The sequence below is a fragment of the Streptomyces sp. NPDC058457 genome (assembly GCF_042720695.1).
Taxonomy (GTDB): domain Bacteria; phylum Actinomycetota; class Actinomycetes; order Streptomycetales; family Streptomycetaceae; genus Streptomyces.
Genome location: NZ_JBHXLU010000031.1, coordinates 20949 through 43623 on the forward strand (window position 1 = coordinate 20949; position 22675 = coordinate 43623).

17 protein-coding genes are annotated in these 22675 nt (G+C 69.5%); 4 read left to right on the top strand and 13 right to left on the bottom strand.

The window, feature by feature from the left end; all coding sequences use genetic code 11:
* Positions 1–84: 84 nt before the first annotated feature.
* The 6 genes from ACFWPS_RS24190 to ACFWPS_RS24215 all read right to left on the bottom strand — a co-directional run bounded on the left by ACFWPS_RS24190 (position 85) and on the right by ACFWPS_RS24215 (position 5585).
* Complete coding sequence (locus tag ACFWPS_RS24190) at positions 85–1107, bottom strand: methyltransferase (protein ID WP_383708233.1); 1023 nt, start codon at positions 1105–1107, stop codon at positions 85–87.
* A 226-nt stretch (positions 1108–1333) separates the two neighbouring features.
* Positions 1334–2128, bottom strand: a complete 795-nt coding sequence (locus ACFWPS_RS24195; protein WP_383708234.1) for an SDR family NAD(P)-dependent oxidoreductase — start codon at positions 2126–2128, stop codon at positions 1334–1336.
* An 84-nt stretch (positions 2129–2212) separates the two neighbouring features.
* Positions 2213–2788: a TetR/AcrR family transcriptional regulator gene (locus ACFWPS_RS24200; protein WP_383708235.1), complete on the bottom strand. Its 576-nt coding sequence runs from the start codon at positions 2786–2788 to the stop codon at positions 2213–2215.
* Positions 2789–3092: 304 nt separating this feature from the next.
* Positions 3093–3926 (bottom strand): alpha/beta fold hydrolase, encoded by an 834-nt coding sequence (locus ACFWPS_RS24205; protein ID WP_383708236.1) that lies wholly within the window; start codon positions 3924–3926, stop codon positions 3093–3095.
* Positions 3927–4003: 77 nt separating this feature from the next.
* The gene (locus ACFWPS_RS24210) at positions 4004–4384 is read right to left on the bottom strand and encodes an alpha/beta fold hydrolase (protein WP_383708237.1); all 381 of its coding nucleotides are present in this window, start codon (positions 4382–4384) and stop codon (positions 4004–4006) included.
* Positions 4385–4505: 121 nt separating this feature from the next.
* The gene (locus ACFWPS_RS24215) at positions 4506–5585 is read right to left on the bottom strand and encodes an MBL fold metallo-hydrolase (protein ID WP_383708238.1); all 1080 of its coding nucleotides are present in this window, start codon (positions 5583–5585) and stop codon (positions 4506–4508) included.
* A gap of 83 nt (positions 5586–5668) precedes the next feature.
* On the opposite strand from ACFWPS_RS24215, the gene ACFWPS_RS24220 reads away from it, so the two are divergent.
* A complete protein-coding gene (locus tag ACFWPS_RS24220; protein WP_383708239.1) occupies positions 5669–6070 on the top strand; it encodes a hypothetical protein in 402 nt (133 codons plus the stop codon).
* 458 nt (positions 6071–6528) lie between these two features.
* Here the strand turns inward: ACFWPS_RS24220 and ACFWPS_RS24225 are convergent, their stop codons facing one another.
* Together ACFWPS_RS24225 and ACFWPS_RS24230 are read right to left on the bottom strand one after the other, a co-directional pair.
* The gene (locus ACFWPS_RS24225) at positions 6529–6744 is read right to left on the bottom strand and encodes a hypothetical protein (RefSeq protein WP_383708240.1); all 216 of its coding nucleotides are present in this window, start codon (positions 6742–6744) and stop codon (positions 6529–6531) included.
* Positions 6728–7267: a hypothetical protein gene (locus ACFWPS_RS24230; protein ID WP_383708241.1), complete on the bottom strand. Its 540-nt coding sequence runs from the start codon at positions 7265–7267 to the stop codon at positions 6728–6730. Before ACFWPS_RS24230 ends, ACFWPS_RS24225 begins: the two co-directional genes overlap by 17 nt.
* 569 nt (positions 7268–7836) lie before the next feature.
* Between ACFWPS_RS24230 and ACFWPS_RS24235 the strand changes: the two genes are divergently transcribed.
* A complete protein-coding gene (locus tag ACFWPS_RS24235; RefSeq protein WP_383708242.1) occupies positions 7837–10851 on the top strand; it encodes a protease pro-enzyme activation domain-containing protein in 3015 nt (1004 codons plus the stop codon).
* A 79-nt stretch (positions 10852–10930) separates the two neighbouring features.
* On the opposite strand, the gene ACFWPS_RS24240 is transcribed toward ACFWPS_RS24235, so the two are convergent.
* The 5 genes from ACFWPS_RS24240 to ACFWPS_RS24260 form a co-directional block, all read right to left on the bottom strand.
* Positions 10931–12274, bottom strand: coding sequence for an endonuclease domain-containing protein (locus tag ACFWPS_RS24240; RefSeq protein ID WP_383708243.1), 1344 nt, complete (start codon positions 12272–12274; stop codon positions 10931–10933).
* 931 nt (positions 12275–13205) lie between these two features.
* The gene (locus ACFWPS_RS24245; RefSeq protein WP_383708244.1) at positions 13206–16106 is read right to left on the bottom strand and encodes a M48 family metalloprotease; all 2901 of its coding nucleotides are present in this window, start codon (positions 16104–16106) and stop codon (positions 13206–13208) included.
* Positions 16103–16714, bottom strand: a complete 612-nt coding sequence (locus tag ACFWPS_RS24250; protein ID WP_383708245.1) for a hypothetical protein — start codon at positions 16712–16714, stop codon at positions 16103–16105. Before ACFWPS_RS24250 ends, ACFWPS_RS24245 begins: the two co-directional genes overlap by 4 nt.
* 137 nt (positions 16715–16851) lie before the next feature.
* Positions 16852–17853 (bottom strand): peptidoglycan-binding protein, encoded by a 1002-nt coding sequence (locus ACFWPS_RS24255; protein WP_383708246.1) that lies wholly within the window; start codon positions 17851–17853, stop codon positions 16852–16854.
* Positions 17854–17861: 8 nt separating this feature from the next.
* Positions 17862–18008 (bottom strand): hypothetical protein, encoded by a 147-nt coding sequence (locus ACFWPS_RS24260; protein ID WP_350776880.1) that lies wholly within the window; start codon positions 18006–18008, stop codon positions 17862–17864.
* Between the two features lie 315 nt (positions 18009–18323).
* On the opposite strand from ACFWPS_RS24260, the gene ACFWPS_RS24265 reads away from it, so the two are divergent.
* The gene (locus tag ACFWPS_RS24265; RefSeq protein ID WP_383708247.1) at positions 18324–22070 is read left to right on the top strand and encodes a hypothetical protein; all 3747 of its coding nucleotides are present in this window, start codon (positions 18324–18326) and stop codon (positions 22068–22070) included.
* Between the two features lie 123 nt (positions 22071–22193).
* On the top strand, positions 22194–22388 hold the full coding sequence (locus ACFWPS_RS24270) for a hypothetical protein (RefSeq protein WP_383708248.1): 195 nt from the start codon (positions 22194–22196) through the stop codon (positions 22386–22388).
* The last annotated feature ends 287 nt before the right edge of the window (positions 22389–22675 follow it).

A 22675-nucleotide genomic window follows, 5' to 3' on the forward strand; every position in this document is an offset into this window, starting at 1 on the left:
GTCTGCGCCACGGCGCGTCGAACGGTGGCCCCGGTCGGGGCTGTTCGCCGGCTGCTCGTCGACGCTCGGAGGTGAGGTCGACGCTCACTTGGTGGCGTAGACGGCGGTGTAGCCACCGATGAGGTGACGGGCCTCCACCTTGGCGAAGCCGGCGGCCCGGAGCCACCGGGTGGCATCCTCGACCGTGTACTCCGACCCGCCCTCCGTGTCGATGAGCATGTTGAGCGACAGCATCAGGCCGTAGGTGTTGTGGCGGCGCTCGTCGTCGATCATGGCGTCGTAGACGATGAGGGTGCCGCCCTCGGGCAGGGCGTCGTAGGCCTTCTTGAGCAGGAACCGGCGCTGTTCCAGGTTCCAGTCGTGGAGGATCTGTCCCATGACGTAGACGTCGGCCTCGGGCAGTGGGTCGGAGAAGAAGTCCCCGCCGTGGAAGGCGAGGCGGTCGGTCAGGCCGTGGGCGGCGACGAACTCCTCGAACACCGGGCCGACGGGGGGAAGCTCGAAGACGGCTCCGGTGATGTCCGGGTGGGAGCGCAGGACGGCGGCGGGCACGGCGCCGAGGGCTCCGCCGAGGTCGATGACGTGCCGGCGGCCGGTCCAGTCGAAGTCGGCGGCCAGCGCGGCGGCGAGGGGCGTGCTGACGCCGTTCATGCCGTTGAGGAAGGTGCGCCAGGCGGCCGGGTCCTGGCTGAGGGTCGCGAAGAACGGGGCACCGCTGTGCGCGACCTCGTTCTGCGGGGTGCCGGTCCGCAGCGCGTCGGAGAGGCTGTTCCAGAAGCCGAAGAGGCGTGCGTCGGCCATCTCGAGGATGCCGCCCACGTACGACGGCTTGGCCCGGTCCAGGAACGCGTCCGCGGCGGGGGTGTTGCGGTAGGTGCCGTCCTCGTCGCGGGTCAGCACGTCGAGCGAGACCAGGGCGTCGAGGAAGTCCGCGGAGGACCTGGGGTGCAGGCCGGTCTCCGAGGCGATGGACTCACGGTCGCGGCCGCCGTCGGCCAGCGCGGTGAAGATTCCCAGCTCCACTGCGCTGAGAAGCGTCTTGGAAGCCATGAAGCCCAGGCCGAGCCGCAGCAGCGGCTCAGGGGTGATCGGGTCGGTGACCGACATTTCTCTCTCCACTCGGATTTGAAGTTGAATTGTGAACAGCTTTTGGCCCGCGGTCGTCCGCGGTCGTCCGTGGGACTGCCGTGGGCCGGCCGGAGGCGGGGTGGCGGCATTCGGCGTGACGGGCGTTCCGGCCTGCTCCGCGTCGTGTCGCGGAGTGTGGCCCGTGAGGTCCGTGCGGCCCGTCTCCTGTCCGGTGGCGTCGACGTGCGGGTGCGCGGGCCGGGCCTCAGAGCGTCTTGGTCTGGCCGCCGTCGATGAGGGTCTCCGTCCCGGTGATGTTCGCGGCGAGAGGGGAGGCGAGGAACAGGGTGAGGTCGGCGACTTCGTGCGCCTCGCTGATTCGTCCCGAAGTGATGCCCATGCTCTGCGGCACGACGACGTCCAGCGCTTCCTGCGCGGTGGTACCGGCGGCTGAGGCGGTGGCGTCGGCGAAGCCGCCCGGCGCGGTCCAGAACGGTGTGCGGACCGGGCCCGGAGCGATGGCGTTGACCCGCACGCCCTGAGGTGCGAACTCCTCGGACAGGGACTTGTTGAGGTTGGTCAGTGCGGCCTTGGCCGCCGAGTAGTCGACCACCATGGGGAACGGCAGCCGGGCGTTGATCGAGCTGATGTTCACGATGGCGGCGTCACCGGCCGCGATCAGATGGGGGAGGGCGGCGCGGCTGACGCGGACGGCGCTGAAGAAGGTCAGGTCGAAGATCCGCCGCCACTCGGCGTCGTCGACCTTGAGGAACGACTCGCGGGGCTCGGCGGCGCCGACGTTGTTGACCAGGATGTCCAGGCGCCGGTGACGTTCCACGGCTCGCCGGATCAGGGTCTCCGCCCCCTCCCTGGTGGACAGGTCGACCGGCACGATCGTGACGTCGTGGTCGGCTGCCAGGGCGTCCAGCTCGGGAGTGGAGGAGCGGCTGCCGGCCACGACCTTGACGCCCTCGCGGGCCAGCTTCTCGACCACGGCCAGGCCGATGCCCTTGCTGGCTCCGGTGACGACGGCGACCTTGTCCTTGAGGTGCAGTTCCATGACGGGCCTTTCTGGATTGATCAATACACAATTTGGGTGGAGCGAATTACTGATGCGGGCGCTGTGAGGGTATGCCGCGGTGTCTCAGTCCAGTGCGCGCATCGCCGTGGACAGGGCGTCCTCCATGAACTCCCTCCCCACGCGTGCTCCGCCGACGATACGGATCCCCTGGATGAACGTGGTCAGGAACCTGGCCAGTTCCCTCGGGCTCTTCTCGGGAGAGATCTCCCCTCGGGCCTGTGCCCGCTCCAGGGCGCCGGCGAGGGAGGACTCGACCTGCCGGATCGCGGTGTTGACGCGGTCCGCCGCCAGGGGCTGGTCGCCGCACTGTGTGGCGGTGTTGACCACGAGGCATCCGCGCGTGGGGTCGGCCAGGTCCGCCTCGATCAGGGAGCTGAGCACCCTGCGGATCGCGGGCCGGATCTCGGGCGTCTCGTCGAGGGCCGTCTCCAGGTCGCGGCCCTGGAGCGAGAGGTAGCGGTCGAGGGAGTGGACGTAGAGCTGCTCCTTCGAGCCGAAGGCCGCGTAGAAGCTGCCGCTGCCTATCGACAGTTCCTTCAGCAGGTCCTGCAGGGAGGTCTCGGCATAGCCCTGGCGCCAGAACAGATCCATGGCGCGGTCTACCGCCTGGTCGATGTCGAATTCCCTGATGCGTGCCATGGGGACAGCGTAGCGCGCTTTGTGGAATAGTCAATCCACAATAGGAGGCTTGGTGCGCTCGACGGTGTCCGTGCAGGTGAGGGCGTGTGCGCCGGGGGCCTGCCGCCGTGTGCGGTGCCGGGCCGGCACCCCGCTCGGGCGCGCGCCGTGCGTCTTGGGTCCGGCATCGGGATGTCGACGCGGCCGTCCCTGTCGGTGTACCGGCGCCGGTGCGAGTCCCGGGCCTCCCCGTAGTGGCGGGACGCTCCGCGAGGGCCCGCACCGCGGTATGGTCCGGGCCCTCGGTGGCGGCCGAGCCGCGCGACTACTTGGCCAGGAACGCCAGCAGCGCGGCGTTGACCTCTTCGGCGTGCGTCCACAGCAGGCCGTGCGGGGCGCCCTCGATCTCGACGTACTCCGCCGAGGGCAGCAGCGCGTGGAAGGGCCGCCCGGTGGCGTCGACCGGCAGGATCCGGTCGGCCGTGCCGTGCAGGATCAGTGCCGGTACGTCGATCTTGGCGACGTCGGCGCGGAAGTCGGTGATCCAGGTGGGCACGCAGGCCACCGACGCGTACGCCGACGCGCCCGCCGCCACGTTCCAGGCGGCCCGCACGGCCTCTTCGCTGATCCGGCTGCCGAGCGTCTCGTCGAGGTTGTAGAACGCCTCGTAGAAGCCGGTGAAGTAGGCGTAGCGGTCCTTCGTGACCGCCTCCAGGATGCCGTCGAAGACGGATCGGTCGACGCCGCCCGGGTTGTCGTCGGTCTTGACCAGGAAGGGTTCGAGGGAGGCCAGGAAGGCGGCCTTGGCGACGCGCTGCGAGCCGTACGCCCCCAGGTAACGGCCGACTTCCCCGGTGCCCATGGAGAACCCGACGAGTACCGCGTCGGTGAGGTCCAGCTCGGTCAGGACCGCGTTGAGATCGGCGGCGAAGCTGTCGTAGTCGTAGCCCGTGGTCGGCTGCGACGACCGGCCGAAACCGCGCCGGTCGTAGGTGATCACCCGGTGGCCCGCGTCGAGCAGGGCCGGGAGCTGCTTCTCCCACGAGTGGCCGTCCAGCGGGTAGCCGTGGATCAGCACGACGGGCTGCCCGCTCCCGTGGTCCTCGTAGTACAGCTCGATGTCGGCGGAGTTCTCCTGGCCGACGGTGATGTACGGCATGTCGTCTTCCCTTCGTGGGCTGGGTGAACCAGGGGTATTGCCCGGCTGAGGCCACGCCCGGCGCGGCTGACGTCGGGTCAGGAGGTGGCGCGGGCCGCGGCTTCGATGCCGTGCGCGGTGGCGTCGGGATGCGAGACGAGGACCGTGTGCGAGGCGCCGCGGATCACCTCGGTGCGAGAACCCGCGCGAAGCGCCATGGCCTGCTCGGCAGCCGGTGGGATCGCCTCCTGGTCGGCGCCTGCGACCAGGAACCAGGAGGGAACGGTCCGCCACGCCGGCGTGCCGCTGGGTTCCGCGAACGCGGCCGGCGCCACCGGCCGTTGCCCGGCCGCCATCAGCCGTGCCTTGCCCGCCGGCACGCCGGCGGCGGGCAGCGTCCCGACCGCGAGCGCCGTGGGCATCGGCTTTCTGCGGCGTTCCGCGCCCTCGCGGAACCGGACGGGTTCGTTACCTGTCATCACTGTTCTCCTCGTCTTTCCTGCTCTCTCGGGGCGGGTCTGACTCACCGGGACGGCGGCGGTCCGGTGACACTCGGGCGGCAGGTCCCCGGACGAGGAGGTCGGCGCCGGCGACAGTGGTTCAGGGGTGGACGCCGAACGGCCCGAGGACACCCGCGTCGATCCGCAGGGACTCCAGGAGCGTCCACGCGTTGTCCCGGGTGAAGACGTCGGCGGCGGCGAGGACTCCGGTGTATTTCGCGGCCACCGGAGCGGCCGCGGCGTCCGCGACCGCGTCGAGGAAGGTCTTGAAGATCGCCCAGGAGTTCCCCTGCGCGCCGTACTTGGCGAAGAACGGGGCCGGGTCCACGGAGGCGATCGCGGACCGGGTGGCGGCATCCAGATCGTCCATGTACTGGATCTGCAGGGCGCCGTCCGCGCGGACTCCGAGCCGTCCGAGATGGCCGCCGACGAATGTCCGCCACGGGTAGTCCATCGCGATGCTCTGGGCCTTGATCCAGTCGGGGATGTCCTGGGAGACCGCGAGGTTCTTGAACGGCACCCAGCCCGGGTACAGGACGTCGACCAGCATCAGGGTGGCGTATTCGGGCGCGTAGACGAAGATGTTGTCGGGGGAGTGGTTGGGGCCGTGGTACGCCAGGCGCAGGGTTTCTCCGCCGACCTTGAGCTGGTACTTGTCGTGGAAGGTGACCGTCGGCAGCGGACGGTTGGGGTCCGCCGCGCGGGCCAGCAGGCCGGCCGTCGCGGCGTGCGAGATCCGGACGACGTCGGTTCCGAACAGACCGGCGGCGCCGATGTGGTCGGCGTGCGAGTGCGAGTAGACCAGGTGCGTGACCTTGCCCGGCCGGCCGTTGGCCCGGGTGACGTCGTCGATCGCGCGGAGCAGGTTGTGCCCGATGGTCGGCGGGGCGTCGACGAGGACGACGCCCCGCGGTGTCGTCAGGAACATGGCCTGGTAGTAGGAGTCCGTGACCCAGTAGAGGTTTCCGGCGATCCGGCCCACGTGGTAACCGTCCGCGTTCGGCTCGGGGCCGACCGAGGCGGCCGGGATCGGCGCGTAGTCGGGCAGGCCGGCCTCGTCGGCGTGGGCGGGCTCGGCCGGCGCGCCGACGAGCGCGGCGGCGGCCGGGATGGTGAGGGCGGCGGCAGCGCCCTTGAGGAATCCGCGGCGGCCGGTCGGAGGCTGGAGCTCGGGAGACATGGGAATCGGGTCGCCTTCCGGTTCGGGGGCAGAGGTCTTCGCCCAGGACGGAGTTCAGCTGAATCAGGGATCGGGGGTGCCCAGTGGCGGCCAGGACCGCGGACGCCCTTGACGTCCTGCTCGCCCGTGCGCCGGGCACCGCCGACGGTGTACGGGGTGAGGGCTCCGGCCCGGTCCATGCGGTGCTGCTCCGGCCGCGGCGTTGGTGCTGGACGCCGATCGCCCCGCGCACCTGCGCGCCGGCCACCGGCATGGATGTCATGGTCCCTCCCTCGGGATGGCCGCCGACGGCCCCGGCGCTCCTGGCCGCGCGAGCCCTGATCGCCGACCACGTCAGGACAGCACTGCGGGAGCGGCGTTCGCACCGGGGCTCCACCCCAGCGGGACGCACCCACCGGCGTCGGGACCCCGGCGTCGGCCACGGCCGAGTGCGGCCGGAGCACGTCGAAGAGGCCCACAATCCGCAGGACGCGGACGGAGATTGAGGCACCCATGGGGTCCGCCGGTGACGCGTGCGACAACGCCCTGGTCATGAACCTCGGGTACCGATCAGACCGAGGACCTCAGCCGTTCTGTCCCCCGCTGCACGGGGCACCGCTGTTCGGCCGATCCGGGAGAACGAAAAAGTCCCTGACCCGCGTCTCCGCGGGCCAGGGACCTCTCGTACAAGGGTGAGTGACGGGACTCGAACCTGTTTCGTATCACTATCGTGCCCAGCGCCTTTGCTGGCCACGTGGGCAGAACCGGGCATACGGGTGACGGGTGATGACGCTGGATGACACTGTGCGGCATCCGGTTCGGCCATGGCCAAACGCTCCTGCCGAGGATGATGGTGCGCGTGAAGCGCGGGGTTGGTGCCTGTGCGCGCTGCTTGCCGGATGAGGGGAAGGCCAGAGGCCGGCTGCACGGATGACCGGAGACGGCTGCGCTCGCTGACGGCAGATCATCGACTTCGGCTCGTCTTCCACCCTCGAGCCAGAGATCCGTCGAAGGTGAACATGTCGGCTGCGAGGATCGCGCGGCCGGTCTTTATGACGTGGTCGATCTGGCCCTCAACGCTGCGGAGCCGGGCCCTGTAGGCCGCCGCGTTCTCCAGCGGATGGTGGTAGCGATAGATGCCGACATCCTGCAAGGCTCGCTGGTCACTGAGATCGATCACGTCGGTGCCGCTTTGTGTATTTGTAAGCGCGGCTTCGAGATCGGCGATACGGGCCAACAGCGGTGCGGGGTCGACTCCGTGAAACGGTGGTGCAGTCGGGGGCAAATGTCTGTTGTGGGCTAGTTTCCGGTGTCCCTTGCGCTGGGCCGGTGGGAGCCTCGGCAGTTGACGCGGTGGCGGACTCGTTGACGTCGTTGTCCGATTCGGACTCGTCGGTGGGCACGAAGAGGTGCCAGCCAGGTGGTGGGGTCGGCCAGGCCGGGGCGGGCTTCCATCCTGGCGGGGGAGTCCAGCCCTCGGGATAGACCGAGTTGGACAGGACGATACCGACGTACTCCTCGATGGCGGATTCGACATCGAAGGCAAGGTCGTTGATGAGCTTGGTGACCTCGGCGTTGTGAGCTGACGCCCCAGCCTCGCGCTTCTCGCATTCCTGCTTGTATTTCTCCTCGGCGGCAGACAGTTCCGCCAACCGCTTGGCTTCCGTCTTCTCGCGCTGGGCCACTGCCAGATCGGTGTTCATGGACTCGACCTCGGCGAGCCGGGACTCCACCTGGAGCCGCGCGGCCTCGCGCTCCGCAGCCTTCTTCTCCGCGGCAGAGGCTCTTGCTGCGGTGGTTGGCCGGCGTTCGCCCTCGGGATACGGGCGCTGACCATGGGCGAGTACGACATCGGATCGGGTGGCCGTGTGCTGCTGGTGCTCAGGCCTTTGCCCAGTGCTTCGAGGCGCCGTTGCTGCTGTCGAAACACGGGGCGCGGAAGGGGGCGGGGCGCGGGCATCCCGGAAAGGCCGGCTGACGTGCGACGTGACGGCGGTCGTGGGCTCGCGGTGACCCGCGGCCGCGCGGTCAACGCATCGACGATGTGGGGCACAGGCTCGTCTTGCTGCGGTGGCGTAAAGATCCGTTCATGGTTCACAGGTGAACAGGGACAGTAACCGTCGTGATCTGATAAGAAATGCGCACACTTCGGTTAAGAGGGATAGCTCCTGCACGCCTCGTGACGTGGATGCGCCTGTCGGCCCGAGTGACGCTTCGACACACCGTCACATCCATGGATGTGACGGTGTGTCAGTTCCTAGGAGATTTCTGCATGGCCAAGAAGGCCCACGCCGCGCCGGGACGTCCCGGGCGCGCGGCAGCCAAGACCGGCAGACGGGCCAGGGCGATCGCCGCGGCCTCCACCGTCGCCGTCGCCCTCATCGCCGCCACCGGGACCGCCACCGGAGCGGTCGGCCAGGGGGGAGCGGCCGGATCGGGCGCACCCAAGCGAATAGGGGCGGCCCCGCGTGTCCCGGCCGGTGCGACGATGACCGGCGCGACCGCGTCGGGGACCAGGCTGCACCTCAGCGTGAACCTGGCTCCGCGTGACCCGCAGTCGCTGGCGGACTTCGTCACCGCGGTCTCCACACCGGGGAACGCCCAGTACCACCATTACCTGGCCAAGGGGCAGTTCGCCGCGGTCTTCGGTCCTACGCGGGCCACCATCGCGGGAGTCTCACGGGCGTTGAAGGCAGCCGGTCTCTCTCCCGGCAAGGTCAGCCCGGACGGCCTGTCCATCCCGGTCACCACCACCGCCGCGCAGGCGTCCCACGCCTTCGGCACCGGCTTTCGCGACGTCCGGCTCAAGGACGGCACCACCGACTACCTCAACACCTCGGCCCCTTCGTTGCCCGCTGACGTGGCGTCCTCGGTGACCGGGATCGTCGGCCTGAGCAGCATCAACACCGTCAGCAGTCACCACTCCGCGGTGCGTCGCGCAAGCAGGCACAGCTCTGCCACCGCCACCGTCTCCGGACGCAGTTCGCGCACGGTGACCCCCCACACGTACACCCCCGGACTCTGCGCCGACTTCACCGGCTCGGGCCTGACCGACGGCACCGACTACTACAGCCCCGGCAAGCTGGCCGGCGCCTACGGGATGACCAGCTCCGCCACCGCCGGTGCCGGGCAGACCGTGGCCGTGTTCGAGCTGGAGAACGTCGACGCCGGCAGCATCGCCGCGTACCAGTCCTGCCTCGGCACCAGCACCTCGGTGTCCAACGTGTACGTCGACACGACGGCAGGGGCCGGCGCACCGGCCACCGACGGATCGGTCGGCGTGGAATCCGCGCTCGACATCGAGGACCTGATAGGCCTGGTGCCCGGCGCCGCCATCATCGACTACCAGGGGCCGGACGCCGCGTCCGCGACCGACCAGAACGTGCTCGACGTCTACCAGCGAATGGTCACCGACGACCAGGCGCAGGTCATCTCCACGAGTTGGGGTGAATGCGAGGCGGTCGAGAGCAGCGCGACCGCGAATGCCGAGAACACCATCTTCGCGGAGGCCGCCGCGCAGGGCCAGAGCGTCGTCGCCGCCTCGGGCGACGACGGCTCCAGCGACTGCTACCGCGCGACCGGCTCCACGGCCAAGGCCGTCGACGACCCCGCGAGCCAGCCCTACGTCACCGGTGTCGGCGGCACCACGATGACCACCTCGGGCAGCACCACGACCCAGACGACGTGGGGCAACGCCTCCGGCGGTACCGGTGGCGGCGTCTCCTCGCGCTGGGCTCCCGTCGTCTACCAGGGCGGTGTCGCCACCACCACCAAGCGTGCCGTTCCGGACGTCTCCGCTCTGGCGGACCCGGCCGACGGGTATCCGATCTACTTCCAGGACGACAGCCAGTCCTCCAGCCCCGTCCCCGGCCTCGTCGGCGGCACCAGCGGGGCGGCCCCGACCTGGGCCGCCGCGATCGTCCAGGCCAACGCCGGCACGGCCTGCCAGACCAACGGCCGGGTCGGCTTCCTCAACAACGCCCTCTACAAGGCCGCACGGAGCAGCTACCCGACGAACTTCTGGGACGTCACCAGCGGCGACAACTCCGTATACGCCACCGGCTACACGGCGGCGGCCGGCTACGACGAGGTGACCGGCCTGGGCTCGCCCAAGGGGGCCGGTCTGACCACCGCACTGTGCGCGGCCAAGGGCACAGCCGCCACGGGCGCCTCCACCTTCCACCCGCTCAGCAGCCCCAAGCGCCTGTTGGACACCCGCAACGGCACCGGCTGGGGCCTCAGCTCCATCCCGACCACGAAGCCCCTGGTCGCGGGCGGCACCGCCCCGGTCAAGATCGAGGGCGCCGGGGGGATCCCCAGCAGCGGCGTGACCGCTGTCGTGCTCAACCTCACGGTCACCGGCACCACCGGCGCGGGTTCGTTGACCGCCTGGGCCGACGGCACCAGCAAGCCGTCGACCAGCAACCTCCACTGGACCGGCGCGAGCCAGACCATCGCCGCATCAACGACCGTCAAGGTGGCCGGCGACGGCGTGGTGGACCTTTACACGAGCAGCACCACCCACCTGATCGCCGATGTCCAGGGCTACTACACCAGCGGCACCACCGGCTCGAAGTACACGGCGCTGACCCCGGCCCGCCTGCTGGACACCCGCTCAAAGGTCGGCATCTCCACCACCAGCAAAATCTCCAACAAGGTGATCAGCCTCAAGGTCCGCGGCCATGGGGGCGTGCCGACCGCCGCCACCTCCGTGGTGCTCAACCTGACGGCCACCCAGACCGTCGGCGGGGGTTACCTGGAGGCCTACCCCGAAGGCGCCACCCGCCCGACCGCGTCCAACGTCAACTGGTCGGCCACCGGGACCACCATCCCCAACCTGGTGGTCGTGCCGATCGGCAGCGACGGCAACGTCAGCATCTATGTCCACGGCACCAGCCACGTGATCGCCGACGTCTCCGGCTACTTCTCCACCAGCGGCTCGGCCTTCGACACGGTCACCCCGCTGCGCCTGCTGGACACACGTCAGACGACGGCGCTGGGCTCCGGCAAGACGCTGGCCCTGCAGATCTCGGGGCGCGACGCCATCCCGTCCACCGGCGTCAAGGCCGTCGTGCTGACCGTCACCGTCACCGGCACCACGGGCAGTGGATACCTCAGTGCCTGGGCCGACGGCGGCAGCCGTCCGACGGCCTCCAACCTGAACTGGGTGCAGGGCAAGACGATCGCCAACCAGGTCATCGTGCCCGTCGGCTCCGACGGCAAGGTGGACTTCTACACGAGCAGCACCACCAACGTGATCGCGGACGTGGCCGGCTACATCGGCTGACGCCCACCGACGACACGACCGCGATGCCCCGTCGACCACACTGGCCGACGGGGCATCGTTGCGCTCAGGGATGCGTCGCTCAGAACAGTTCCAGATCCTCGCCGTTGGTGTCTGCGACGACTGGCCGGGGCTGGGCGGGGAGGCCGTCCAGACGGTCGGGACCGGCCGCGGCGGCGACGGCGGGGGCCGTCTCGGCCAGCCATGCACGAAACCGGTCGGTGGCTTCGTGGTAGGGGACTTGTGCCAGGACACGGTGTTCGCCGGAGGGGCAGAAGTCGACGGTGACGGTGAGCAGGCAGGAACGGGGCGTGTTCTGACTGCCTGTCCAGGACACGCGCAGGACGCCGCAGGGTTTGCGTCCGCGGGGGGCTCGGTGGGTCGGGCGCAGTGATCGGCAGGCTATGTGGGCGGTCCATGCGGCGAGGTGCGGCAGGGGCAGGGTGGTGCGTGCGCGGCAGCCGGGGCAGCGGTGCCAGTGGCGAAGCCAGTCGTCGGTGTCGGTGCGGAAGAGGCGTGTGTAGCGGTTCGCCACGCGGATGTCGTTGCTGTACAGATGGTCGGGGCGTTCCTGTGTGTTGCAGGAATGGCAGACGGGGGCGCGGACGTAGCCGTGTTCGTGGCAGTGGTCGAGGACGGTGGCGGGCGCGGTGCGGCAGACGGCGCACGCCCACTCGGACACCCTGCGGGAGGTGCCTGGTTTCCTGCTGACTACCGAGTACAGCTGGCCTTCCAGCTCTTTGTTGTACGGGCGCGGTGAGGCGGTGGGGGCCTCGGGGCTCGTCGTCTGCCGCCCGTCGGCGTCTCGGGCCTGCCGGGGGTGGGAGGGCGGCCCGGTGGTGGCTGAGCTTGCCTGGCGGGTCCGCGCGGCCTGCACCCACTGCGTCTCGGCGTGCTCGGCCGCGTCGAGCAGCCTGACCACAGCGCGCGGCAGCCACCACGTCCGATACGTCCCGTCGCGGGTCTGCTCCACGAGTATCTGCCGCCAGTCGATCCCCGCCAGATGGTACGGCCGGCCGACCTCACGTCGTGCTGCCCGCTCGGGGCCGCCCAACTCCTGCAGTTCCCCCGTGATGCGCCGGCGCCAACGCAGCGGCGTCTCCTCGCCGCACTCCTGCCTCGGCGCCCCATGAAACGGACCGATGCGGACCAGGTCCTGCCGGTCCATCCCCACCGCGTTGAGTTCCGCGGCCGCCCGGCCCACCTCACCTGCCAGGACACTCCACTGACCGCCGCTCGCCCTCACCGTCGCCACCGCATGGCCGCCGAGCAGGACGTATCCCACCCGGGCACAGGCAGGAGAGCTGGTGAATGCCCCGGGAGCCGTCGGCACAGCACTGTCGGCCGTCAGATCGACCCACAGAGCGTCCGCGGCGCCCAGGGTGATCACGCTGTCCGTGTGACCGGGCATGGCACGCTCTGACATACCGACAGGCTAACGGCCTGCAACGGGCCAACGGGTCTGCAAGCATCTCGGTCGGCGCAGAGGCACCGACATTCCTGTCGGCCGCGGCCGTCTGTGACCCTGGCCCCGGCTTCTGCCGTCGGTTCACCGAGCCCACGCTCTACGCGTTCGGGCGCCGGCGAGTTACCCCTCCTGATGGACGGGCCCAGGCTCTGATCAGGACCCGTCACTCAGCGGCGGATCGTTGCGCGAAAACCAAACAGTGTGTATCTGGATGCATACCTCAAGTGAGGTTCCGGGCGGGCTTGCGGCTGTCGCTCCTTCCCGAACGACCCGAATCGCGGGTGGACGGGCCGTGGTTCGGGTCGTGGCCAAACGACAGATGGGCCCGTAGCCTGCGCTTCCGCAGACCACGGGCCCATCTCGTGGGGTGAGTGACGGGACTCGAACGTGTTTCGTATCCCTATCGTGACCTGCGCCTTTGCTGTACGTGTGGGCAAATCCGGGCATGCGGGTGACGGGTGATGACGTTGGATGACACTGTGCGGCATCCGGTTTGGCCATGGCCAAACGCTCCTGTCGAGGACGGCGGGTGCGCGTGAAACGTGGGGTTCGTGTCCATGCGTGCCGCCTGCCGGTGTTACCTGGCCGGTGTTCTGGGGTGGCTAGGAGCGGACGCGGGCGGAGGGCCTGTCACTGTCGGCGGATGAGCGGCCCCGCGAGAGTTCGCACATCGTAGGCACGGGGGCCGAGTTGGCGTGACTGACCGAGCTGGACCAGGAGTCGGCCGAACAGCTGGTGAACCGGGCCAGGGCCGAGGGGGTGAACCTGGTCCGTCCGGTATTGCGCTTCGGCCCCTTGGCAGCCAGGCCCGGTGTCCGGGTGAGCGTCGAGGTGGGTGCGCTGTGACACCCAGCGCCGTAGCCCACCGTCTCCGTGGTTGCCGGTGCGGTCACCGGCTTCGATGGCCATCGGCTTCCGCGGTCACCTGGGGGAGGATGGTGCGCAGACGGTCAGCGACGCCGAGGATCTCTTCCATGCTCTTGACGTAGAGGTCCTGCTTCCCGTCGTCGATGGCTCTCCGGCAGTCTGCGCCGATCACCCGGGCCTGCGCCAGCAGCGTCGGCCACCGTTGATCCAGAGCAGGGTCGGGCAGCGGAAAGTAGGCGCCGAGCTGCTGGGCGGTCGTCCGCAGTCCGAGGCAGTGCGGGCGTATGGCGCGGGCCGCATAACCGCGGTCGGTGAGGGCTCTGTCGTCCTCAAGGGCCGTCATGATGCCCAGGAGTTCGCCGGTGAACGCGGCCAGGAGCTTCCTCCCTCCGAGACGTAGCCATGCGTCCGATTCGAGGGCGAGTACCTCCGCGGACGGCGTGGTGGTCTGTGCGGGAGCCAGGTTTTCACGGGTCAGCGAAGTGCGGACGCCGGAGTGTCCGCCGGCGTCGAGGGGGAAACTCGCTGCGGTGCTCAGCGTGAGGGCGGCCAGGCAGATTACCGCCACCGCGGCCTTGCGGGTCGGGCCGTTGAGCCGGGCGGGATCCCGCGGAGGACGGAGAGGCGAACGCCGGCCGCGGTCACCGGTGCCCGGGCGCATCGCTCTCAGCAGCTGCCGGGTCGCCATGGCGGCCACGGCGGTGAAGGCGGAGACGAACACGGCCAGTCCCAGAACGAGCGGCAGCACCACCTCGGTCAACGGCCAGGCCGCCTCGGGCGTCCAGGCGCAGGTGGTGCGCAGCGTGGCCAGGCCGCTCACGCAGCCATCGGCCGAGATCAGCAGGAAGGCGACGGTGACGCCGGCGAGTCCCGTCGCCCCGGCGGCCCCGGCGGCGGCCGGCACCGGGATCCGGGGTGTCGCCGAACTGGTCACCGCTGCCGTGGCCACGACCACCCCGACGAGTACCACGACGAGCCATGTCACCAGCAGCAGGACCTGCTGTCCCAGCATCTGGCCGGTCGGCGGCCGCACGGTGTGCAGCCGGGCCAGCACCACGACGACACCCAGACAGGCGCTGCCGGCTCCGAGGGCCGCGGCCAGGGCGAGCCGTCGGAGAGACGGCAGCCGCCCGGCCTGCCACAGGATGTCTTCCCCTGGCGGCAGCGCACGGATCACCCACGTCGGTGTGTTGGCCGTCGCCCCGCCCGCCCACACCAGCAATGGCAGCGCCCACAGGGCTGTCACCGCCCACAGCAGTGACGTGTCCGCCTCCCACGGCATGACGACCGACATCACCACGGCGATCGCCGTGAGCGTGCTTCGGCCGAGGGCGGGACCCGGCAGATCCTGCTGGAGTGCCGCGCGGATCGCCGACTCCGAGTACGGCCAGCCCGCCGCGAAGAGCTTGCCACTGCTCTGCCACCAGGCGTACGACATGGCGAAAACGACCAGCGTGGCCAGAAGACCCAGGGCGAACACAGGCCGCAGGCTGCGTCCCCGCCAGCAGCGCAGTACGAGGTCGGCGAACTGTGCCGTCCAGCATGTGACCACCACACTGATGACGACGAGCAGTGCGAACACCTCGGGTTGTCTGGGCAGCACACGCCACCCGGAGACGCTGCCGGTCAGCACCTCCCCGAGGGCGAGCCCCACCCCCAGCCACCACCCGGCGCGCAGACCCGAGGGCGCTCGGCCGCCCGTCAGCACAACTCGGGCCGCGGCGCGCCACAGGGTCACGCCGACCGTCGCCGCGATCAGACCAGCGACCGTGTCCGCCGCCAGCCGGACCATCCACCCGGTTCCGAACCCGTACAACTGTCCGGCGCAGATCGACGCGGTCGCGCCTGTGAGGAACAGGGTGAGCGCGGAGGAACGGAACAGCTCCTGCGTGTCGCCGAGCGCCCGTCTGCGCCGCTCCCAGTCGGGATGGCTCCGCCACATGGAAACGAAGGCCCGAAAAGCCCTACCGAGCCTTCCGCGGTCCCGGTTCGCCCTGTCGGTCGCGCCGAGCCAGCCCGCCGGGTCGGCCCCCCACCGGATGGCGTCGGCGTCGGCGTACAGCTCGCGTGTGCGCAGGATGTCGGCGCGGGCCAGAAAGACGAAAGCGATCATGGCCGCTGTTGCCGCCATGTCGCGTGAGGTGGCCACCAGCGCCGGGGCACCGAACACCGCCGACGACAGCGACACATGCAGGGACAGCCCTGTCCAGACCGCGTAGCCCGGAAGGACGGTGAACAGAAAGACGCGCCACAGGGCCACCGTCGCGTAGGTGATGTCGACGTCCCGGTTGCGGATGTGCGCCAGTTCGTGCAGCACCACGGCGCGGAACCGCAGCGGATCGCGGTGCCGGACCGCTACGAGGCCGCCGTGCAGGCAGACGACATGGCGGCGCCACCGTCCGAAAACCACGGCACTCGCAGTGCGTGCTGCGGGGGCCACGACGAAGCGCGGCTGTCGGGTGAGGCCGGCGACATCGACGAGTTCGTCGAGGACGGCGAGCAACTCGCCGTGCCGGTCGATCGCCTCGACCGGTACGAGCCTGCGGTTGCGTTGCTTCCACCAGGGCAGCGTCCAGTACAGGGCGACGGCGACCAGCACGAGTACCGTCACGGCGGACGGCACCAGCCAGGGGGAGGCGTGCGGGACGAAGCGGTCCAGACATGCCCGGAATGCCTTGTCCGCCCTGACCGTGGCCAGGCCAACGCCCAGGTAGTCGCCGTGCGGATCAGCTCCGGCGGCCAGGGCGCAGCCCACGGACATATTGCGGGGATCGGTCAGCGATTGACTGATGGCCGACGCCACGGTGGCACTGCTGGTCAGGAACAGCACGATGAGCAGGATGAACCGCGGACCGGTGCCGGCCCCGAGGAGGCGCTCGTCCACTCGGCCGGAAGGGAATAACGGCGCCGCGTCCGCGCTCATGTGCGGTCTCCCCCGTCCGGTCCGCGCCCGTCCTGAGGCCCGGCGTCCGCCGGGGCGGTGGGGTGCGGGCCCACGCCGCCGTCCCGGTCCCGTTCGGCGCTGTCGACCTGTTCCTGTTCCGCGGGTAGCACGAGCCGGGCCACGACACGTTCGGCGAGCGCCTCGGCCGCCCCTCGTTCCAGACCGCTTTCCGCGGCCAGCTGAACCACCCGCAGACGTACGGCTTCGAGCTGCCCCGGTTCCAGTGGAGGCAGCATGCGTGGCGCCGTCGGTCGGCGCCCGATCCGGCGAAGCCACAGCCTCGAACGCCGGCCGGCGGCGGCAACACCGGCGGAGACGATCTGACGTGCGGCTTCGTCCAGTGCCATCCACACCACGGGGGTCACCAGAGCGGCGGCCTCACCCAGTCCGAATCCCAGTGGATCGCGGTCCTGCCCATTCGCAAGTCGCCGCAAGGCGGTGTCGTCGTCCACCAGGAGGAGCCCGTCGAGCAAGATCAGCTCATGCGGCGCCAGCTCGTTGACGATCACTCGGACGACTTCCCGCACCGGCGTCCCAACAGCCGTTTCCGGTCCCCCGTTCACCGCATCCCCCGTCATCACGTCCATGCGCCAAGTCCGTTCAAGGTACTGCGGGGGGAACATCCGGCATGGCGAATTTCCCTGGCTGTCCGCGTTCTTCACGTAATCCGAACCGGCCTCGAACGCCGGTGCCGGGCACCTGAGGGGTGCCCGGCACCGAACGGTCAGAAGGCTCCCGCGTTCAGTGCCTTCTGGAGTTGGGCGGTGGTGTTGGTGTCCCAGGTGTCCTGGGGGGTGAGGCCGAGGTGCTTGTTGAGGGCGGTGATGGTGTCGGGTCCGGTGACGCCGTCGGTGGTGACCTGCAAGTACGCTTGCAGGGCCTTGACGGTCAGGGGACCGAACGCGCCGTCGACGTCCAGCCCGGCCCCGCTCTTGCTGTTGAGGATGCGCTGCAGGGCGGCGCAGGTGGCGGGCCCGAACTCGCCGTCCACGGTGAGCAGGCCGGCCGGGGCGACGAGTGCTTTGGGCTTGATGACGCCGGTGTGTCCGGCGAGGGCGGCCTTCATCACGGCGGCGGTGTGCGGGCCGTACTCGCCGTCCACAGTCAGCTTGTGCTTCGTCTGGAAGGTGCGGACCGCCTTGTCGGTGGCGGCGCCGAACTGTCCGTCGACGGTGAGGCCTGCCTTCTGGACGGTGTTGAGGTTCTTCTGCAGGGTCCTGACGGCGTTGCCGGTGGAGCCCTTGCGCAGGATGCCGTCGTGGCTGGGCATGGGGGCCGCACCGTCGTAGGCGGGCCGACCGTAGCCGACCACGCAGGCGCGGCCGCGGATCCGGCGTCGGAAGGCGTCGGAGGTGTTGCCCTCCAGGGTGGTGATGGTGCCGTTGGAGTGGACGGCCTCCACCAGGCCGACGTGGTCGATGCCGCTGATGGAGCGGCCGCCGGAGAAGTCGAAGAAGACGACGTCGCCGGGGCGGATGCCGCCGAGGCCGTAGTGCCAGCGGCCGTGGGCCTGGAAGGCGCGGGCGTGGGCGGTGGTGAGGGCGAACTTGCCCATGACGGCGGTGAGGTTGTCGGAGTGGGCGGCCTCGTAGCTGATGGACATGTCGCACCAGGGGCCGGAGAAGCCGTACCAGGAGGTGATGTTGTTGTGGTTGGAGCCGGGCGGGTGCTCGGTGGTGCCGAGCAGCTTGCGGGCAGCGGCGATCATTCCGTTTGCGGTTCCCATGGCTGGTGTCAGAGCTCCATGTCGTCGGGGAGTGCGTCGAGGTCGGAGGTGACCTCGTGGGCGGGGTCCTGGCTGACGCCGGTCTGGTCAGGGTCGACATCGAAGACCCCCGCGCCGCCCTCCGGGTAAGGCGGCGTCTGCTCGTTCTCGCTCATGAACGCTCACTCCTTTCGCTTTCTCGGTCGTCGGCCGCCGGGCCACGCGTTTGCACCGGAGATCAGTCGAGCTCTCCGGCGGCCGGCGAAGAGGCTTGGCGACCGCCTTGCACCACCGAGTTCAGCGGGCCGGGAATTGAATGGGCAGCCGCCTTCACCAACCTGATCAATGACTGAACTGCAGCTCACAAGGGTGGAGTCCGGCTGCTGACCAAAGAAGGCGCCTGTGGTTTGCCCCTGCGTCACGGGTGCGCGTAACTTCACGAGCCACAGCGCCGCGTCCACGGGGGAAGCGGGGCAACGGGGGTGTTGCCGATGGCGGGGCGTCCGGAGAGTCCGCTCGACCCGAGCGCCGGGCCGGCGCAGCGACTTGCCGCCGAGTTACGCAGACTCCGCGCGGAGACCGGAAACCCGACGTACCGGGTGATGGCGCAGCGCGCGGGTCAGGGGGCGAGCACGCTGTCGCAGGCGGCTGCGGGTGAGCGGCTGCCGACGCTGCCGGTCGTGCTGGCCTACGTGCGTGCCTGCGACGGCGATGAGGCCGAGTGGGAGGCGCGGTGGCGTGAGGCTGCCACGGAAGCGGCGGCCGAGCCGCGCACCGAGGGCGAGGACGCTGAGCCGCCCTACCGGGGGCTGGCCCGTTTCGAACCCGGAGACGCCAACCTGTTCTTCGGCCGAGATGAACTCACCGACCGGCTGTTCCAGCTCACCTCCTCACGTCGGTTCACGGCGGTGTTCGGCCCATCGGGCAGTGGCAAATCCTCCTTGCTGCGTGCTGGCCTCATCCCCCGTCTCCGCGACCAGGCCGTGGCCGGCCCGCGGCCGGCCGCGCTGCGCGTACTCACTCCTGGTGAACATCCTCTGCGCAACCACGAGCAGCGCCTGATACCGAAGGACACGGACGGCGACACGTGGATGATCGTCGACCAGTTCGAAGAGCTCTACACTCTCTGCCCCGATCCGGCCGAACGCGACAAGTTCATCGACCGCCTCCTGGTCGCCATCGACCCGGCGAGTCGGTTGCGCGTTGTCATCGTCGTACGCGCGGACTTCCTCAGCCGCTGCGCCGAACACTTATCGCTGACCGCTGCATTGCAGGACGGCACCCTGCTGACTGGTCCGATGAGCCGTGACGAGCTGCGTGAGGCCATCGTCAAACCCGCCCAGGCCTCGGGAATGATCGTGGAACGATCCCTGACCGCGCGCATCCTCGACGAGGTCGAAGGCGAGCCCGGGGCCCTGCCGCTTATGTCGCACGCCCTACTGGAAACCTGGCGCCTCCGTAAGGGCCGCGCCCTCACCGAAACTGCCTACGAGGCAGCCGGTGGTCTGCACGGCGCCATCGCCCGCACCTCCGAACATCTCTACACACGGCTGGCGCCGAGCCAGGCCGACGTGGCCCGACGGCTGCTTCTGCGGCTGGTTGTCCCAGGAGAGGGTGTCCCGGACACCCGCCGTCCTGTGAGCCGGGCTGAGCTCGACCAGCTCGTCCCCGGAGACCGGGACGAGGTCTTGGAGCGCATGGCCAGGGCTCGCCTCATCACGCTGGACGGCGAGACGGTCGACCTGGCACACGAGGCGCTGCTCACGGCCTGGCCCCGGCTACAGGGCTGGATTCAGGAAGACCGGCAGCGGCTGCTTCTGCATCGCAAGCTGACCCAGGACGCGCGCGCCTGGGGGGACCTTGGACGGGACCCGGGCGCGCTGTACCGGGGCGTACGGCTGGCCGCAGCCCAGGAGGAGTTCCTCTCCAGGGGGCGAGCTGACGAACTCACCCCGCTGGAAAGCGAATTTCTGGTCGCCGGTCGCGCGGCCCGTGGCAGGGAACGCCGGCGGTTGCGTACGTTCACCGCTTCCTTGTCGCTGCTACTGGTGCTCGCCCTGGTGGCGGGAGTCGCGGCCTGGCAGCAGAGCAGCGAGAGTGACAGGCGCCGGGCGGAGGCCACGGCCCGACGGATCGCCTTCCTCGGGGACTCGCTGCGCAGCACCGACCCGGTCTTGGCCATGCGGCTCAGTGTCGCTGCTTGGCGGATCAGTGCCACCACGGAGACCAAGGGGGCGCTGTTCGCAGCGGACACTCAGCCGGAGCGCGCTGTCTTCCGTCTACCGGAGGCCCGGACCAGTGACGATCCGTTCCTCAGCGCCGATGGCAGGACGGTGGTCATGGCGGACGGCAACCGGGTACTGCGCTGGAACGTCGCCACACAGCGACCCTCGGGGGAGATCCGGATGTCCGCCGACGACAGCCTGGCGGATGTGTCCTCCGACGGTCACCGGCTCCTCATATACCGGGGAGATGGGACGCTGCAGGTCCGTGATGCCTACTCGGGTGCCGCGGTCGGTAGGCCGTTCCAGCTGGGAGACGACGTCTCCGACGTGGAGCTGGGGACCGGCGGCAGGACCCTGATCGCCACGGACGACAAGTCCGTGCAGGTGTGGGACATCCAGCGCCACCGGCTGCTGCTGAGAGCCGAGTCCTCGGAAGTGCAGCAGTCACTCGTCAGTCCCGACGGTCGGTTGACGGTCCTGTGTACGGGCTTGTCCGGGACGTTGAAGGTGTGGGACATCGCCGACCGACGGCGGCTGCGGGCACCGTGGGTGCGCACAGCCGGACGCAGCGCATGCGAAGGTAACCATCTGGCCTTCGGCGGCGGATACCTGGCGGCCACCGCCGACAACGGCGTACGCCTCTGGGACACCGCCTCGGGCCGCAGACATGACTTGCCGAAGCTCTCTCAGGACGATCCGTACGAGCTGGCATTCAGTGCGGACGGCAGGTACCTGGCCGTGACCGGTTCCAGGACGGTCGCCCTGTGGCGGGTTGGCGGTACCCCGCATCTGGTCCTGCGGTACACCCTGCGCAACGAGCAGGTCCAGGACGTGCGGATCGACCCGGAAGCAGGGGTGATCCGCTATCTGGTGCGGGCCGGAAGCCAGCCCTCCGCGATCAGGACCGTCGCCTTCGACACCGTGGCTGACACACACTGGCATCAGCACGCCACTACCTATCACGCGAGGTTCAGTCCGGACGGGCGGCTCATCGCCACCGTCCGGCTCGTCAGAAACGCGGCCGAGTTCGAGCTGCGCTCCACGACCGGAGACCGCGGTACCCGTCTGCCGCCGGCGCATTGCGAGTCCGACGACGAGGGGGACGAATGCATCGTCCACATGACGTTCAGCACGGATGGTTCCGCATTCGCCTATGGAACCGAAACGGTGGACGGACCGTCGTCGCGGCGCTGGCCGGAGCGGATCAGGGTCTGGGACACCCGGAGGACGCAAGAGAGCTCATCCACGGACATCACGCCTGAGGACCCGGACGAACCCCTCGGCGACGACTTCGTACTCGGCCCCGACCCGCATTCCCTTCTGGTCTACCGGTCTGACGCGGACGTGTGGGAGCGGTGGGACCTGCGCACGGGAGACCGGGTCGCGCGTCACCGTATCGGGCCACGCCGCTATCTGTCGCACTCGTACGACGCGTCACATTCCATGGCCCTGCGGCCCGACGGACGGCTTCTGGCGACCGGCTATTCCGCGCTCGTCGCGCTCCCGTCCGGTCGCTCCACCGTTCGCGAGCTGGGGAACGGGGTGTCCACTCTGCCGCAGTTCAGCCCGTCCGGCGACCGGCTGGCCGTCGGTGACGACATGGGCTGGGTGTCCGTCTGGGACAAGGACGGCCGACGGCGCACCGCGGAACTCGCGGGCACACTGGCCAGGGACTTCACCGACGAACCGGAGGACGTCACGGCTTTGGCCTTCTCCCCCGACGGGAGTCTTCTCGCCGTCGGCGGGGCCGGCGGGACCATCAGTCTGTGGGACGTCGACTCCGGCCAGCCTATGGGATCCACCCTGCCGACCTCCGGAGACCGGATCCTTGCTCTGTCCTTCACCCACGACGGCCGGACCCTCCAGGTTGCGGGAGAGCACGTATCGCTGCGGACGTATCCCGTCGACCCTCAGCGCATCGCCGTCAAGGTGTGCGAGCAGGCCGGCGGGGGACTTACCCGAGAGCAGTGGCGGACGTACCTTCCTGAGCTGCCCTATCGGGACGTGTGCTGAAAGAGCTCACTCGGGAGGAGGCCCAACAGGTCATCCCGCTCTGTCACCCGGTCTGGAGTAAGGCCGATCCCGAGGACGTCGCCTGCGCCGTCCGGTACCGGCGCGCGGCACATAGCCCATGCGGTGCGCGAGCCACTACTCGAACGCGGCACCCTGTCCGGGGAGTTCTTCGCGCCGTTGATGGCCGCAGCCGTCTATGACCCCGACCCCAGCCCCAGCTTCTGCTGGTGGTTCATCGAGCCCGCGCTCTACGCGTTCGGGCACTGGCGAGCATCGATCGGTGCGCTGACCTGCCGATGGGCGGCCTCATGGCTCTGATCGGAACCCGTCACTCACCGGTGGATCAACGCAGGAATACCACACGGTATGCGACTGGACGCATACGTTAAGCGAGGTTCCATGCGGACCTACGGCTATCGTTCCTTCCTGGGCGACTCGAATCCCGGGTGTATGAGCTGTAGTTCGGCCGTGACCAAACGGCAGACAGGCCCGGGGGGGGGGGGTTTGGGCGGCGCAAACGCCCAAACAGCAAGGCCAACAACTCGGAAAAAAACGCTAGATAAAACAAACCCAACACCACGCAACGATGTGGGTATTGAACAGCC